The 14,354-nt window shown below is 52.2% G+C and carries 20 protein-coding genes and 1 pseudogene; 4 read left to right on the top strand and 17 right to left on the bottom strand.

All coding sequences use genetic code 11. The features are described 5' to 3' along the window. Positions 1–29: 29 nt before the first annotated feature. The 5 genes from Q8R10_RS12385 to Q8R10_RS12365 are packed head-to-tail and all read right to left on the bottom strand — an operon-like array spanning position 30 to position 2,729. The gene (locus Q8R10_RS12385; RefSeq protein WP_305654136.1) at positions 30–194 is read right to left on the bottom strand and encodes a hypothetical protein; all 165 of its coding nucleotides are present in this window, start codon (positions 192–194) and stop codon (positions 30–32) included. A 2-nt stretch (positions 195–196) separates the two neighbouring features. Further along, positions 197–1,360, bottom strand: a complete 1,164-nt coding sequence (locus tag Q8R10_RS12380) for a zonular occludens toxin domain-containing protein (protein WP_305654135.1) — start codon at positions 1,358–1,360, stop codon at positions 197–199. A gap of 10 nt (positions 1,361–1,370) precedes the next feature. Then, positions 1,371–1,679, bottom strand: a complete 309-nt coding sequence (locus Q8R10_RS12375; RefSeq protein ID WP_305654134.1) for a DUF2523 domain-containing protein — start codon at positions 1,677–1,679, stop codon at positions 1,371–1,373. A 1-nt stretch (position 1,680) separates the two neighbouring features. Then, complete coding sequence (locus tag Q8R10_RS12370) at positions 1,681–2,208, bottom strand: virulence factor TspB C-terminal domain-related protein (RefSeq protein WP_305654133.1); 528 nt, start codon at positions 2,206–2,208, stop codon at positions 1,681–1,683. After that, complete coding sequence (locus tag Q8R10_RS12365; RefSeq protein WP_305654132.1) at positions 2,193–2,729, bottom strand: hypothetical protein; 537 nt, start codon at positions 2,727–2,729, stop codon at positions 2,193–2,195. Before Q8R10_RS12365 ends, Q8R10_RS12370 begins: the two co-directional genes overlap by 16 nt. A gap of 137 nt (positions 2,730–2,866) precedes the next feature. On the opposite strand from Q8R10_RS12365, the pseudogene Q8R10_RS20870 reads away from it, so the two are divergent. Both Q8R10_RS20870 and Q8R10_RS12360 read left to right on the top strand, forming a co-directional pair. Continuing rightward, positions 2,867–3,517, top strand: a pseudogene (locus Q8R10_RS20870) (protein kinase); the annotation flags it as partial. Then, positions 3,517–4,596, top strand: a complete 1,080-nt coding sequence (locus tag Q8R10_RS12360; protein WP_305654131.1) for a serine/threonine-protein kinase — start codon at positions 3,517–3,519, stop codon at positions 4,594–4,596. The pseudogene Q8R10_RS20870 and the gene Q8R10_RS12360, both read left to right, overlap by 1 nt. A gap of 159 nt (positions 4,597–4,755) precedes the next feature. Here Q8R10_RS12360 and Q8R10_RS12355 read toward each other — a convergent pair whose 3' ends face one another. The 4 genes from Q8R10_RS12355 to Q8R10_RS12340 all read right to left on the bottom strand — a co-directional run bounded on the left by Q8R10_RS12355 (position 4,756) and on the right by Q8R10_RS12340 (position 7,481). Next, positions 4,756–5,355 carry a putative adenosine monophosphate-protein transferase Fic gene (locus Q8R10_RS12355; protein ID WP_305654130.1) on the bottom strand — a complete coding sequence of 200 codons (600 nt, stop codon included), beginning with the start codon at positions 5,353–5,355 and terminating at the stop codon, positions 4,756–4,758. Next, positions 5,355–5,525, bottom strand: a complete 171-nt coding sequence (locus Q8R10_RS12350; protein ID WP_305654129.1) for a YhfG family protein — start codon at positions 5,523–5,525, stop codon at positions 5,355–5,357. The genes Q8R10_RS12355 and Q8R10_RS12350 overlap by 1 nt, the downstream gene beginning before the upstream one ends. Positions 5,526–5,865: 340 nt before the next feature. Next, positions 5,866–7,173 carry a HipA domain-containing protein gene (locus Q8R10_RS12345; protein WP_305654128.1) on the bottom strand — a complete coding sequence of 436 codons (1,308 nt, stop codon included), beginning with the start codon at positions 7,171–7,173 and terminating at the stop codon, positions 5,866–5,868. Beyond that, the gene (locus Q8R10_RS12340; RefSeq protein WP_305654127.1) at positions 7,173–7,481 is read right to left on the bottom strand and encodes a helix-turn-helix domain-containing protein; all 309 of its coding nucleotides are present in this window, start codon (positions 7,479–7,481) and stop codon (positions 7,173–7,175) included. Before Q8R10_RS12340 ends, Q8R10_RS12345 begins: the two co-directional genes overlap by 1 nt. A gap of 253 nt (positions 7,482–7,734) precedes the next feature. Between Q8R10_RS12340 and Q8R10_RS12335 the strand changes: the two genes are divergently transcribed. Next, positions 7,735–7,929: a hypothetical protein gene (locus tag Q8R10_RS12335; protein WP_305654126.1), complete on the top strand. Its 195-nt coding sequence runs from the start codon at positions 7,735–7,737 to the stop codon at positions 7,927–7,929. A gap of 49 nt (positions 7,930–7,978) precedes the next feature. On the opposite strand, the gene Q8R10_RS12330 is transcribed toward Q8R10_RS12335, so the two are convergent. The 8 genes from Q8R10_RS12330 to Q8R10_RS12295 form a co-directional block, all read right to left on the bottom strand. Beyond that, the gene (locus Q8R10_RS12330; protein WP_305654125.1) at positions 7,979–8,674 is read right to left on the bottom strand and encodes a hypothetical protein; all 696 of its coding nucleotides are present in this window, start codon (positions 8,672–8,674) and stop codon (positions 7,979–7,981) included. A 196-nt stretch (positions 8,675–8,870) separates the two neighbouring features. Beyond that, positions 8,871–9,500, bottom strand: a complete 630-nt coding sequence (locus tag Q8R10_RS12325) for a hypothetical protein (protein ID WP_305654124.1) — start codon at positions 9,498–9,500, stop codon at positions 8,871–8,873. A gap of 115 nt (positions 9,501–9,615) precedes the next feature. Next, positions 9,616–10,452 (bottom strand): hypothetical protein, encoded by an 837-nt coding sequence (locus Q8R10_RS12320; RefSeq protein ID WP_305654123.1) that lies wholly within the window; start codon positions 10,450–10,452, stop codon positions 9,616–9,618. A gap of 75 nt (positions 10,453–10,527) precedes the next feature. Beyond that, on the bottom strand, positions 10,528–11,394 hold the full coding sequence (locus Q8R10_RS12315) for a restriction endonuclease (RefSeq protein ID WP_305654221.1): 867 nt from the start codon (positions 11,392–11,394) through the stop codon (positions 10,528–10,530). Between the two features lie 295 nt (positions 11,395–11,689). Next, a complete protein-coding gene (locus tag Q8R10_RS12310) occupies positions 11,690–11,938 on the bottom strand; it encodes a plasmid stabilization protein (protein ID WP_305654122.1) in 249 nt (82 codons plus the stop codon). Positions 11,939–11,957: 19 nt separating this feature from the next. Next, a complete protein-coding gene (locus Q8R10_RS12305) occupies positions 11,958–12,263 on the bottom strand; it encodes a HigA family addiction module antitoxin (protein ID WP_305654121.1) in 306 nt (101 codons plus the stop codon). Positions 12,264–12,275: 12 nt separating this feature from the next. After that, positions 12,276–12,554 (bottom strand): type II toxin-antitoxin system RelE/ParE family toxin, encoded by a 279-nt coding sequence (locus tag Q8R10_RS12300; RefSeq protein ID WP_305654120.1) that lies wholly within the window; start codon positions 12,552–12,554, stop codon positions 12,276–12,278. A gap of 104 nt (positions 12,555–12,658) precedes the next feature. Continuing rightward, positions 12,659–13,447: an ABC transporter substrate-binding protein gene (locus tag Q8R10_RS12295; protein WP_305654119.1), complete on the bottom strand. Its 789-nt coding sequence runs from the start codon at positions 13,445–13,447 to the stop codon at positions 12,659–12,661. Between the two features lie 370 nt (positions 13,448–13,817). Between Q8R10_RS12295 and Q8R10_RS12290 the strand changes: the two genes are divergently transcribed. Then, positions 13,818–14,351, top strand: coding sequence for a DUF3087 domain-containing protein (locus Q8R10_RS12290; RefSeq protein ID WP_305654118.1), 534 nt, complete (start codon positions 13,818–13,820; stop codon positions 14,349–14,351). Positions 14,352–14,354 lie beyond the last annotated feature (3 nt).

The raw sequence follows: 14,354 nt of genomic DNA, 5'->3' as shown, positions 1-14,354 counted from the left end.
AGGTTCTTAAAAGCTATCTATCTGACGTGCTACAGGGACGTCACCGGGCGGGCTTCGCAGGCGCTCGCGGGCTCGCGCACTTGCGAAGGACCCGCACCAAAGCCGCCCCATTGATCGAGCCACCAGCAATCAGTGATGAACATCCCCAGCAGAAAGCCCAACGCGAACGCTGCGCAGAACAGGTTTTTAATCATGGTTATTGGCTCGCGGTGCGGGATGAGTCGGGAATGATCGTGAGGCGCATTTGCGGCGGTTCTGGTGGCGCTTCAGGGGCTGCCGCAATGGGCGCGCGCTCGGTGCTTGTGCCGTCGAGGCTTAGCGAGGTGCGGTCGGCAATCGCAGCATCGAAACTGCCGTACTCAACCGAGTTCTGGCAGAAGGCAAAGGTGGTTTTGTGCCAGGTGCCTTGCTGGGTGAAGCACTCGCAGATGTAAGATTTTTCGCCGGCCGCGACCACCCGGTAACGCTTAGCGTTGCGGTCGATGTAGCTGGGGTCGCTGGAAATCATGCACGACAGGCGCGGGTAGGTTTTCGGCTTGGTCAGGCTGTCGTAAATCGGCGCGGAGCTGGGTAGGTCAGGAATGCGCGGCTTTCTGATTTCAACGTATTCGGCCGCGGTGAGTGTTTTGCTTTTAGTGCCGCCCTCAGCGGGAGGAACGACGCTGGGCAGCATGCCGGCCGCACCACCCGCAGCACCGGCCACAACGCCTTCTGCTGCCTTGGCCGCATCCTTGCCGTTGAAGCTGTCGAAGGCGCGGTAGAGCATGAAGGCGATGAACAGAATCAGCACCGGGATAATCAGCAGCTTGCCGGGCGGGCGAAATTTGAAGTGGTGCTCTACCGCCGAGTCATAGACCCCGAAGAATTTTGAGTCGAGCTTTACGAAGCTGTGCGAGGCATCTTTCAGCGCGGTTTGTTTTTCAACATCGATGTATTTTTCAGCTTCGTAACGCGAGAGCTTTTTGCCGCCGAAGATACGCAGCACATAGATGTGTTTGTTGCAGAGCTTGCGAATGTGGGCATCGAGAAAAGAGGCGTGCTGAGTAACCAGATGCACCTCAAGACCATCGTGCCGCATGGTCTCAAACTCTGAGCAGTAATCCGGCACGGCCTTGCGCGGATCACGCACACCAAAAAAACGCTGGGCCTCATCGATCAGGACGATGGAGTTATCCGGCAGCTCAAACCATTTATGCGGATCGTCGAATTGATACCACTGGGCCTTGAGTTTTTCCGGCTTGAGGCCGTTGACGTTGTGGTAGTAGACCGGCCGACCCTCGGCCTTGGCTTTGGCATCCAGCTCTTTGATGGCGTTGAGGGTTTTGCCGTGGCCTTGCAGGCCGGTGCGAAAGGCGAGCATCAGTCAGCCCCTACGCCCGGAACACGGTTTGATATTTCTTGCGACCGTCGGCCACCTTGTCGATGCCGGCCAAGATCAGCCGCATGCCGACCGCGCTCAACAGGATGTTTACCGCCACATCGACTTTCATCAGGCCGAGGATGTGTTGCACCAACGGCGGCGCGGTAATGAAGTTGGCCAAGATGTAATCCTTGGCCTCGCTGACGACAAAATTAACGCCGTAATAGGTCACAGCACCGATGGACAGATAACGCATGCCGGTGGTGACCAGCCGGCCAACAATGTCGAATAGCATCAGGGCGAAATAGGCGTAATACATTTTATGAATTCCCGAACGATTGGCCGATGTACATAGCGGCCGTCAGGCTGGCCATGGCCACCACCAGCCATGACATGGAGGTCGCAAAGTTGCAGAACAGATCATTTTTGAAGGCGTATTGGCGGCCGAAGACCGTAAAACTTTGCGCCGGCGGGCAAGTGCTCGGGAGAAAGCGGGTGTGGCCGGAAAAGAGCGATTCGAGGTGAACTTCGCTTTCTTCTAGGTCGCCATCGGGATCTTGCAGCGCTTCGCCGATGGTGGTTTTGCCTGCGCCGTTGTAGTCGCTGTTACGCACGCCATTACACATCTGGATTTTTTCCAGCTCGGCCGTGACACAGGCGATTGAGTCGCCCGAGCAGACGAACACATCGCCACAGGCCAAACCGCCAGCAGAGCCGGGGGTCGGTTGTGAGCCTGTGCCCGGCCCGGTGCCTGTGCCGGGAGTCGTGCCGTCACCGGGATCAGTACCACCACCCGGACAGCCCGCCCCCGATGGATTGGCAACACAGGGATCTACGGGGGCGTGCAACCGGGGCCGCTCGGGTTGGCAACGCACGGATCGACTGGCGGGGTACAACCGGGGCCGGCAGGGTTATCAATGCAGGGATCAGGTGGCGGATCAGCAACGCAACTGCTGCCGGAAAGCACCGTTCCGGGCGGGCATTTGCTGGTATCGGGTTTGGGGGCAGTGTCGGCCGTTGAACAGGTTTCGCCGGTTTTTTTGACGTTGTAATCACAGTGCATAAACGTCGGCACTTGGTCATTGATGGCGTAGCAGCTATCAACCGAAACCTTAGCGACCTTGCAACCAGCCGTGCACACCGGAAACGGCGGGACGGTGGCCGTGGCGGGATTTACGTTGTTTGGAAAGGAGGTATCACGCGGCCCCAGCGGCCAAGTGATCGATGCAGGCTCATCCGCTTGGCAGGTGTATTGATTAATTAAGGCCGGCACGTTGCCGGTCATATTGAAGCCGCCAGAACCCGTAGTGCCGTTTGAGTTAATGGTGTAGGTGAAAACACAGCCGTTATAGGTACTGGCATGAGACACGCCAGTGATGGTGATGCCGGTGGTGTTGATTAGATCGGGAATAACTGAGGTGCAAACCTCAATGGCGGTCTCAAAAAAAACATCAGGCTTTGACCTTAAATAATAACCATCAGTAGCCGCAGCTAGACCCAGAAGGGGTCATAAAAATATATGACTTTGGACTAGCAAGAAAAACAGGATTCAATGCCGAAACAGTTGGCTTCATTGGAACTCACGGCTTTGCGGCGCCAGAGCTATACACTGACAATCCGAGTTTCACAACAGCCATAGACGTATATTCATTCGGAGCAACAGCATTATTCCTTGCTTCTGGAACACTACCAAACGAATTAATATACTCAAACGGCCGCCCAGTTGCCCCGCATCACTTTAATCTAACACCAATATCGCTGGACGCTGAAGTTATAGAAATCCTAAATCTATGCTTGCAACACAACCCTGCAAACCGCCCGAGCATTACGGCCCTGCGCGACACACTTGCAAAACACATACTTATTAACCAGCATCAGGCCTTAGTAGTGCATCGCGGCACAGCCACTTATTTAAACACCAAAAACAGAGGCATTGCACTAGAACTAATAGGCATAGGAAAAATAGTAATTGAATACAACGGAACAGATTTCATAGCCACGAATATAGTTAGTGAAGTCTACATAAATAACAGATTAGTCTCAACAAATGCCGAACTTCCCGGCAGCTGTGTTGTTGCGCTTGGCTCCCCCCAACGACGCGCAAACGATCGCGAATTCATTATATTCGACATATCGAATCCGGAGATACTCCTTTAATGACACAGCATGCAGCCGGAAATATAATAGGTAATCGATACACAATTCATGGCCAAATTGGCGAAGGGGGCATGCAATATGTTTACAAAGCGCACGATCAATTACTGGACAGATTTGTTGCTTTAAAAACCCCGAAAAACAGCTCAGCCACCAAACGTTTTAAACGTAGCGCAATAGTAGCCGCAAAAGTAAACCATCATAACGTAGCCAAAACACTTGATTATGTTAGAGAGGGCGACAATAGATATTTAATTGAAGAACTAATTGAAGGAAAAGATCTACAAGAAGCACTACTTGTAAAATCAAAATTCTTAGACCCATACCTTGCAGCCAGAGTATTCAATCAACTAGCTAAAGGGTTAGCTGCCGCGCACCATGCAGGAGTAATACACAGAGATCTAAAACCTTCAAATGTAATGGTAAGTGGCGAATACTCTCTTACCTCACTAAAGATAACTGATTTTGGCATTGCCAAAATGGCTGGGGAAGAGCTCACTGATGCAGCTATGGGCGGCCCCTCAACGATATCGATGTCACAAACTGCAGTTGGTGCTTTACCTTATATGGCACCAGAAGCGATAGAAACGCCTCATGAAGTTGGACCACCCGCCGATGTATGGTCCATTGGCGCAATGTATTATCAATTAATCACTGGACTTTTACCTTTCGGAAACGGACTTAAAGCAGTTCAAAAAATACTAAATGTAGACATTGAACCTGCACCAAACTTCCTGCTCCGCAATCCACAATTCAGCCCTCTTGCCAAAGAATTACTTTCTATCGCACTCTCCTGTTTAAAAAAATCCCCGAATGAAAGACCAACAGCGGATGAACTAGTAAGCAAATGCTGTCAGTTATGCTACGCAGTAGCACCTAGACACGAAGGCACTATAAACAATTTCCTACATAACTCCTGGGGATTTATTTCACAAGAGGATGGCAACGTTTTCTTTCACAAAGAAAGTGTCTACGGCCCAAATTCTATTAAAAAAGGTGCATCAGTAAATTTTTCAAAGTATGACGGAGGCGGTGCATTTCGCGCACACCCGGTGCTTATTTATGACGATGAGAAAGAGTAACTACATCTGCCCATTTTTCTGGATGATTATTTTTTAGTGAGGACTGGGCACCGCTGAAAACCTCATTCTGCGGGCTTCTCCGGTACAGCGAGGACACATTAGGGCTATTCATAATCACATGCTTGGCCCTCATCGAAAACGCCCTGGGTCATAGGGCGTCTAGGCTGTGATCTGGCTGCCAATACATCTATCAAAAATGCCGATCAGGGCCGTGTAATCGCAAACCACCGCACCAATGTTGGCTTGAATCCACTCGCCTTCGCCGACCACCCACCAGTCAATTTCATAGCCAGCGTTGACGATGATGTGCTCGAACAAGATGCGCTGAGCCCGACCATTGCCCTCACGAAAGGGATGAATAACGTTGAGGTCGCCAAAAAGCTCAGCCACAGCGACAACCAAGGTCGAGCGCTCAAGCCCTTCAAGCCAGTTGGCTTTTGATAGCGCCAAAAACAGCTTGTTGGCCTCAGGCTCAATACGATTGACGTTGCAGAAGCGGGTATCCGCTTTGGAAATATCGACAGTACGAATCTCGCCAGCCCAATCGTATACATCCCTGAACAAATACCGATGGATTTGCTGCAGATACGCAAGGTTGTAGGGCGGGAGTTCAAAATCGATTTCGCTAGCGGCAATCTGCGTTAGATCATGCTCAGCCTGACCGAGCAGATCATCATCCATAAGCCCAAGGCGATTGATCAGAACGCTTGTACTAGGATAACAATAGGAGTCTTGCCCAACTCCGTATTTGTCCAACACTAGGCCTGTTTGCAGCCGTATGCGCTCAACACGGCATCGCGAGTTGGCAGCGGTTTTTGCGCATCAGCGAGTGAGCTATTGAAACCTTCAAGCCGAAGGCTAGCCGCATAATTAGACCGACGAGTTTTTGCGCAATAAGCCTTCTTGGCTTGCAACGTTAGGGTAGTCATAGGGGGCGGTCTCCAGTGTTTTTGCTTGTCTAGTATAGCTTAAACGGGCTTGATACCCCTTGCAGAATCCGCCACGCATGCGTCGAAACGAGGTGACTACATCAGGCCTTTTTTCTGTAAAGCTCTGTTTTAGCGAGGTTAGATCAACACTAAAAGCCCCTTTTTATGGGACTCTCAGGCTCAACAGGGGCGGACTAGAGCGATTCATAATGCTGGGGTCGGTGGTTCAAGTCCACTCGTTGCTACCATACAAAACAAAGGCTTACCTTCGGGTAGGCCTTTGTCGTTTCTGGGTTGCGCATAGAATGTGCCTAAGCTGCGCCCAGTGCAGGTAACCAGGCTATTCATCAGCAAGCTGACGGGACATCTCGGCGATCACGATACTGACGATTGCCCGCAGCAGCCTCAACTCCCCGCCCAAGGTCGCCCGAATGCCGGCATTGCTTTGCGCGAGCAGCTGATTCTCCCTCTCGGTTTCGGCCAAAAGCTTCTGCGCATGATCCTGAACGGCGGCAACCAGCTTCTTAATCGCGTTTCTGGCGGTCGCCGACTTGATTCCCAGCGCCTCACCGGCGGCGAGTAACACCGGCAAGTTAATCTGTTGCAGCCGCCGCACACCCAGGATCGGCCAAGCCATCTCCGCCTGCTGAGGCCAACTATCTTGACCAAAAGCCCGCGTGCCGTAGACCGCAGTGCATAACAAGTCATAGAACGGCGCCAACATCACCGCCTTGCCCGTCAGCATAAAACTGAGGTTCTTCAGATGAGCATCCTCATTGCCAACCAACACATTGAACACCAGCCATTGAAACAGCGCCAAGCGCACCTTGGCTGCAGGCGTGCACAGGGCGTTTATGTCTCGCAGGCGGTCAATACTACCCTCGATGTATTTGTAACTCCGATCAAGGCCCAGCAACTGACAGGCATCTATGCAGTGCAAGCGCTCCCAACCCTGTACGCCAATGCGGCGATCAAATCGTTCAATTAGATAGACCGGCTCAGGCACATAGCGCCGATGCACTGCAGGCACATTCAAGCCAACCTTTGCTGCCAGCGTCATGACAAACCACTCATTAATAACCGAGTGCGCCCAAGCCTCGCCGGGGTGATCAGGCTTGAGGATATGCGTTGACGGAGCACTGCCTGTTGGTTCGAACAATTGGCCCTGGTCATAGACAATCGCCACCTTGTGCTGAGCGCCGGCCAGCGACATACGCTTAGCGGAGCGTTCCGCCAGCGGGATCTGCGGCATTTCCCGAATGCGCCGCGATAGCTCCTCATAGGGCAACAATTGCAGGCCACCCTCCGCTGGCACCTGATCGGCAGGCAGCAGCGTGATTGAGCCGGCCGATTCCGCCCCGAAGTGCGACAACAGACCAAAAGCGTCCGCCTCAGACACCCGAGCGGCATTGGCAATCAGCCTGCGCTGCCCCTCCTCCGGCAGCAGGTTGTCGAAATACCACTGCACCGGACGAACAGAGGCACCGTCAATATGCGCCTCGGCCTGCAGCGGCAAACCAGGGCACAGCGGATAGGCGTCAGGGCTACTCAGCCATGCCTGGCTATAGCCGAACGTCCATAAACCGTTCTGCTCCTGCAGCGCACCGATTCGGGCGTGGTTGATCCACACGTATAATTCGCGAGCCATTACTCAGCCTCACGCGGGGCAGCGCTCTTGCTGCTGTGCGTCGATCTGTTGCGGATGTGCTGCAGGTGGTTCTGCGTCAGCACCGAAAATTCTTCCGGCACCTCAACGGTCACGATAAGACCTAACTCCTTCATTACCTGGAAGAGCTTGCCCCACTGCACCGTCTCACCGCCGCGCTCCACCTTGCCGAGGAAATTCTCGCTGACACCGATGCTACCGGCCGCATCATCCTGGCGAAGCCCCATGGCTTTACGGCTTGCACGGATCACAGTGCCGAGCTTTGCCGGAGAATCGATTTCGAACTTCATCTGTAAATCCTTCTGATCATGAGGAATGTGTGCGGAGTCGAACCACCTGACACAAAATCCTTTAGCTCTTGAGGAATACCACCCGCGACAAGGCAGGGATAGATAAATCCTCACTATCATGAGGATTGTAGCAACCATGGCTCAACTCACAAGAAAAACCACATGATCGTGCGGATTTAATCACGACCGGCATCACTGCGAGGAGGCGACAACCCCATACGCAGAAGCCTTCGGGGAGACCGTAAACAGAACCATGATGGAGCTTATGGCCGGCGGAAAAGGCCCGCTGGCCGAAGGCGCCCGCAGCAATCTGCAAATGCAGGATCAGCGCGAACGCGAAGCCAACCGAGGCACACGCAAAAGCATGAAAGAGTGCATCAAGCCGGGAAACGTCATCGACGATGACGTAAAGGAATGTACCGAAGGGCTGCGCGATAAAACTTGGTAGCGTTTGCGCGACTACCAAGAATCAAGGGGAAAACAAATCAGTCCATTTTTCAGGCTTCTGCATACATTAGCGAATCTTCAGCAATGGGAATCAGACTGAACTTCTGAGTTTCCTGCTCTCTCTGAACGCGGAAAACCTGGCCTTCTCCACCGGGGCCCAGCGCCCAAAAGTAACGAGGCCAAGAAACTCTGATGCCCTGAACCTTGCGATAAGCATTGCGCTCCTTGGGGTCTGAAGGCTCCTCCGCATGAGGAGCCAAGGCACAGTGCAAATGCATGTAATGCAAAAGCTGAGCTATTTCTTTGCTGTGCTTCTTAACCTCACAACAGATCAGCTCGACATCGGACGACGCGCCATAACACACCAAATCAAACTCCCAAGTTTTGGATTGGGCGCCCAGATTGGCGGCGGGCCAACCAAATTGCTGGCTGAGTCTAGCGAGGGCGCCGATCGTGATGACCGGCTCCAGCCACAAGGTGATAGGCCGTGGACTCTGGGCTTTGGCACCCTGCCAAAATATCTGCTCCTTCGCCTTGCTGCGAGGCGCCAGGAAAAACCCATCCGACTGAGAAACCAGCCGCGCATCAACCGCCTGCATAAACCAGTGCGCATCAAACTCAGTTAGCTTATGGATGGACTCATCCCTAAAGCCTGCGGACGTATAGTTGCGGTGTGGCGCGTCGCAGAATGAAGGCAACCATTCGCCATGCAAACGACGCGTAAATCCCGCAAGTAATTCAGGCATAAAATATATCAACCGTAGAGTCAAACGTTGGCTTGAAGTGCGACGACCAGCAAGCGCCAGCGAAAAGAGGCGCCAACTTTATTCGTTAATAAGTCAGCGAAGTGGGCAGACTTATTTAATTGGGCACCCAGTTACCTTTCAGAAAATAAATCTATCCCCTTTTTCACTCCACCATTACCACCCCCAAAAGAAAAACTCAATACACACTAGCGCTGAGACCTACCTCAACTAGAACAGCGCAGAACTCCTCATTAGTTTTTAAATATTGCACTGAGGGATAATCCAGATATTTTGCACTCATCATAATTAAAGACAACAATGAAAAATCCGTAAAATTTATAAGCGTTAAATAATGCGAATTCCGATCTTCTAGATCAAAGCCATTGGAACCGCTAAGCTTTTCTGAAATTATCCGCACCATATTGCAAAACATTCTCGCATGTCCATAAATTCGATCAGCCGGATCGTAATCCTCTATGAGCGCAGCAATAATACTATTATCGTTACAATCCGCCTTCAACCGTTGAACTTCCAGCTCAAGTCTAATTACCGCCTCTGCACCATACAGTATCACACGCTCATCAACATCAACATCAACATCAGCCGAAACACTAACCCTAAATGACTCAAATGCAGCCCTTTGAGAATCAATCATATTAAACAGCTGAATTTCAAATGAGCGTAATTTTTCAGTTTTTCTAGTTATTTTTATTTCGTCTCTCAGGTCCGCATTGGCCTCATTCTGCAACGCAAGCGACTTTATGAGCAAGACAAGAGATATGAAGGTTAAGAGCGGATTTAGCAGCCCGCCGACATAGTCACCCAACTGCCCCCATACCTCCGGACTATCAGAAACCTTGTATCCTAGCTCGTAATAAAAATGAAAGGCGTACGACAAAAAAACGAACGCAATGAGTACCACTGCACTCCATACATACCTATTAGTCATCATGAAACCCTTTTACGACATACTTTATAATTTTCTCATCAGGAAGCCTGATGGGGGAGGCGATAATCTCGACATACCTCCATCTCTCGATATTTATTCCGTTATTATAATCGAGATTTTCTGAGAATTTCTTTTTCGTGGCAAACACAACATCCCTATATAGAGTTGAAAAACCAAATGCAACTGTCTCATCCCCTCCTTCCAACTGCAGCCGCCCATTGCCAGTATTAGTATTAAACCTCCTAATAGCAGCAACGATACTTAGCTTTTCATCAGTTCTTTTTGCCTTTATAGCTAGCCCTGTGGCTCTATCGAATTTGGCAAGCGGCACTCTTTCCGTAAGGCTTTTCCTGTAGTTAATAACAACATCATGATCAAATTTAGTGGATATCTCATGAATATCCACCATAGCAGACATTCTTAATTGCTTAATCAAAAGCTCAACAGAATTTTCGATTTTTAAAATCACTCGCTGAGCCTTTTCTGACAACTCATCAGTCTCTAAATACAAGGCTTCTTTCATAAAGTAGGACATCAACTCCGAAAAAGCTGAGGCTCCAATTTTTCTGTATTCTTTTTTTAGCTCATCATCTGATATATCAAGGCTAAAAATATGACCATAAGAACCTTTAAAACTTCTCTTCAACGTCGTCCTTACATCACTTTTATAAGTTTTCCTCTGCGGAACCTTCCCAGTCACCAATGTCTCAGCGATAATTCGAGTAGCATCAGACACGCCTTGCAGCGTATCCAACCCAGCCTTCATATCCACTTCATATACCGGCGTATTAATTACAACTTCAAAATTTACTGTCATAATTTCACCCATTTAAAATACGCTAGAAAAAACAATGCTTTAACGACCAAAGTTTGAAGAGCTTTATTTATGCTCTACCGGCAACAGTCAGATTTGAACAACGCCACGACATTTTGGATATTGCGAACACCCCCAAAACTCATTCCCAACATTCGCCCCACGCTTTGCTGTGCGCTTTTGCATTCCCGAATGACACACAGGGCAGCTAGGCACAGACAGCTGCTGTAGCGGCACTGGATTTATTTGAGTCTGGGTTCTAACGGGTGGCGTGCTTTGCGTACCGCGAGATGCAGTTATCCAGCGATTGAGTTCGGCACCCTCAACAAGACGAATATTGCGACCGCTAGCAAAGGCTTTAGCCTCCGCAGTAAAGGCCCCCGAGGTCACGACAAAGCCACCGACAGCCCCTTCGGCCGCAATCACACCAAAGAACTCACGAATGACCGTGACGCCGACTTTAAGTGAGCGCCACTGTTTGCATTGCACGAGGTATTTTTCGCGATCTTTGTGCAGGATCAGGTCAATGCCGCCATCCGGGCCATTGCCGCCGGTTTCAGTAACGGTAAAACCCTGACGACGAAATGCTTCGCCCGTTAGCTGCTCAAATTGCTGCCAGCTAATCCCCTCAATGGTTTTACCGGGCTTGGTTGCGCTGGCGACATCGACGATTAATGTGCGCCGTTTTGCACCGGCAAGCACAGAGCCGATTGCACCAAGTACAAACGCGGCGGGAAGCACAAACTGAAGAACCATCGCGAAGCTGCGAAAAGCACTGCCGACCATTAACTGGCTAATTTGCTTAGGATCAGCAGTAACAACCGGAGGCGGGCTGGTCGCGTAGGAATGCAGCCAGAACCAAGTTGCGAAAGCGATCAGCAGGCTCAGCCACCAAGGCAGGCGGCTGGCTATATGGATCAAATCATCAAAAGCCGATGTTTTACGACGCCTAGCCATCCCTGCTGCTTCCCTGTGCCGTTCGTCGGCAAAAAAATAGCCGACGGCGCAAGTTACAGTGAGCAATAGGTCACGTAAAGACCGTAGTGACTACATGGACAGCTTTTTCAGGAAAGGAGAGTGTTAGCGAGGCTTATACATGACTGAAAGGCTCACTCTAGGGCTTTCACTGGCCCTGCGAGGTTCGCCTCAGGCGACGCATAATGCTGGGGTCGGTGGTTCAAGTCCACTCGTTGCGACCCTACCAAACAAAGGCTTACCTTCGGCTAGGCCTTTGTCGTTTCTGGAGTAGTGATTACCGAGTGACTGCCCGACTACCGGCGAGATCCGTAGAGCGAAGCGCCTGCGGATCAAGCTCAACACCGCCCACCCGCGCAAAGCGAGTGTGGATACAACTACCAAGCCCGCATGGCTCAGACCGAGTCAACGCACGACAGATGATCACTCGCGCCTCCTCCTCAATTGAACGACCATGACTAGCCGCCTGAGTTCGTAGACGCTCTTTAAGGCTTTTATCGAGCTTGCGGATAGTGATACTTGCCATAACTCCTCCACGGATTTAATCAGCCGCAAGCCGCCAGCGGTTGAATCTCGTGCTCGATCTCTTCGCCACTGCTAGCCAGCGTGATGGCGAGGGAATATTCCATTTGCAGGTTCATCCAAAATTGCGCCGAGGTGTCGAAGTAGCGCGCAAGGCGGATAGCCACATCAGCCGTAACCCCCCGCCGCTCACGGACAATATCGTTGATGGTCGGTGCCGACACATTCAGGGCACGGGCAAGCGCAGCCGGAGTAATCCCCAGCGGCTCTAAGAACTCTTCGCGCAGCACTTCGCCCGGATGGATTGGGCGCATACCGTTAGTCATCATGGTGCAGCCTCCTTAGTGGTAATCGACAATTTCAACATCAGTGGGGCCGGCTTGCGTCCATACAAAGCAGATCCGCCATTGATCGTTAATCCTGATGCTGCACTGGCCGACTCGGCTGCCCTGCAATTGTTCCAGCCGGTTGCCCGGTGGTGATCGCAAGTCGCGTAGCTCGACAGCAGCGTGCAGCATCAACAGCTTTCTTGTAGCCACCCTTAAAACGCCATTCCAGCGCCGGGAATCGCCAGCCTCAAACAGAGACCTTGTTTCATCACATTTAAAGCTGATGATCACTTTTTAATCCTTAACGTTAAGCGTTAACGCTGCTTAATCATAACCTAGACAGCGATGCCGTCAACCGGCATCCGTATCTACCAGGAGAAGGCGGCACCGATGCGCTAGCGAAAATAACCCGTGATGATTGCTTCAACTTCCCCGCTGTTTTTCATCTCAGTTAAGACGGCGTCCATTTTATTGATGAAATCAAACTTGTACGGCGGGCTGGCCTTGGCGCTGTAGCCGATAAAGGTATCTTCATTGGACAACACTGCGGCCTCGTGCAACTCCAGGTTGAAGCCGCTTTCGGTACTGCGCAGTTGCTTTGCCGAGTAAAGCGCGGCGCCTCGATCACTGACGTAACAGTCGATCCGGCCCAGGGCGAGTTTCTTTAGGTTTGAGTCGTTGTCCTTGGCTTCTTCGAGTTTGACGATACCGCGCTGCGCGGCTTGCATCAGGCGATCCGACAATAGAAAGCCATTGTTGATGCCCATCACCAGCCCGGCAAAGTCTGCGGGGAACTGTTGAGGATTGCTCCGCATCACCTTGTCGGTGCAAAACACCACCACCGTCTCGCGGTACAGCGGCACTGAGTACTGCTGGATATAGCCCCGCTCCTTCTTGAGGCCCGGCGGAAACAGGCCAAAGCCCGAGCCCCGCTCGACGTATAGCAAGCCGCGCTTCCAGGGGGCTGGCAGCAAGTCGATCACATACTCGGGTTTCATCCGCTCGGCAGCTTTGGTCAAGATATCCACGTAGATGCCTTTGAACTCGCCGTTCTCGACAAAGCTGTAAGGTCGATAGCTTTCATCGCCGTATAAAACCACGCGCTCTGCCGCTTGCGCGGTGGGCGCGGCGCAACTACCGAGGCAAAACCAACCAGCCCAGAGCCGATGACGAGTCGAGTTCATAGCGTTTCTCAGCGAGAGCAAACCTCTCGCGCAGGATAAATAGCTCAACCATCTCTCAGGGCGGCAAACGCCAGCAGCGCGCTGTCGCCAGTACTGCACGGTGAACCTAGCATGCCCGCACCGAGGCAAAGCTGAAAGCCTAAGCGCCGCCGCCCAATGATCAGGCGCCAGCTGCACCTGGCCCATGCACATCATGATCGCTACATGCCCAAGACTGCGTTGCGCTGCGTCTCGCCACCGAGCAGCGCCGCACGGCAAAGCCAGGACTGCCCCTTGGCGCAGGTGAAGTTAAGCCTGTCTGCGCGGATTGCTCCGGGTGATAATACGCCGCACGCCTGCTACCTACTTAACCACGGAGTCCTGCGCTGTGATGTTCGAGATCAAGCCGTTGAATCCTGAAACCTACCGCCAGCAAACCCGCCGCAGCACGCTGATCATCGCCCTGAGCTTCGCGCTGCTGGCCATGCTGCTGTCGACCCTTGCGGTGCTGCTGTTCGGCGAACCGGGTGGCGATAATTTTCGCTTAAATCTGGCCGGGGTTATTGTCGCGCTGCTGCTGAGCGTGGCGCTGGTGCGGTTTAAATTCTGGTCGCAGCCTTGGATGGCCAGCGCCGTCTACGGCTGGCAACTCAAGCGCAGCCTGATGAGCATTACCAACGTGATGCACCACGTCAGCGCCGGCGTGCTGGCCCGCGACCCGGCGGCCATGCAGCTGCTGCGTTTTTATCATCTGGGGCTGACGCAGATGCACCAGCTGGACGGCAACTCCAGCGCCCTCAATCAGGTCGTGCGCGAAAGCGAGCAACACAAGGAGTGCATGACGGCGCTGGCAATGAATACCGAGCAGTACCGGCTGAACCCCGATTGGCTGGCGGCGGTGAAGAAGGCCGGCGCGGCGAAGTAAAGC

Origin of the sequence: Pseudomonas sp. (assembly GCF_030698175.1) — a bacterium.
GTDB lineage: Bacteria > Pseudomonadota > Gammaproteobacteria > Pseudomonadales > Pseudomonadaceae > Aquipseudomonas.
This window is presented reverse-complemented; position numbering and strand designations above follow the sequence as displayed.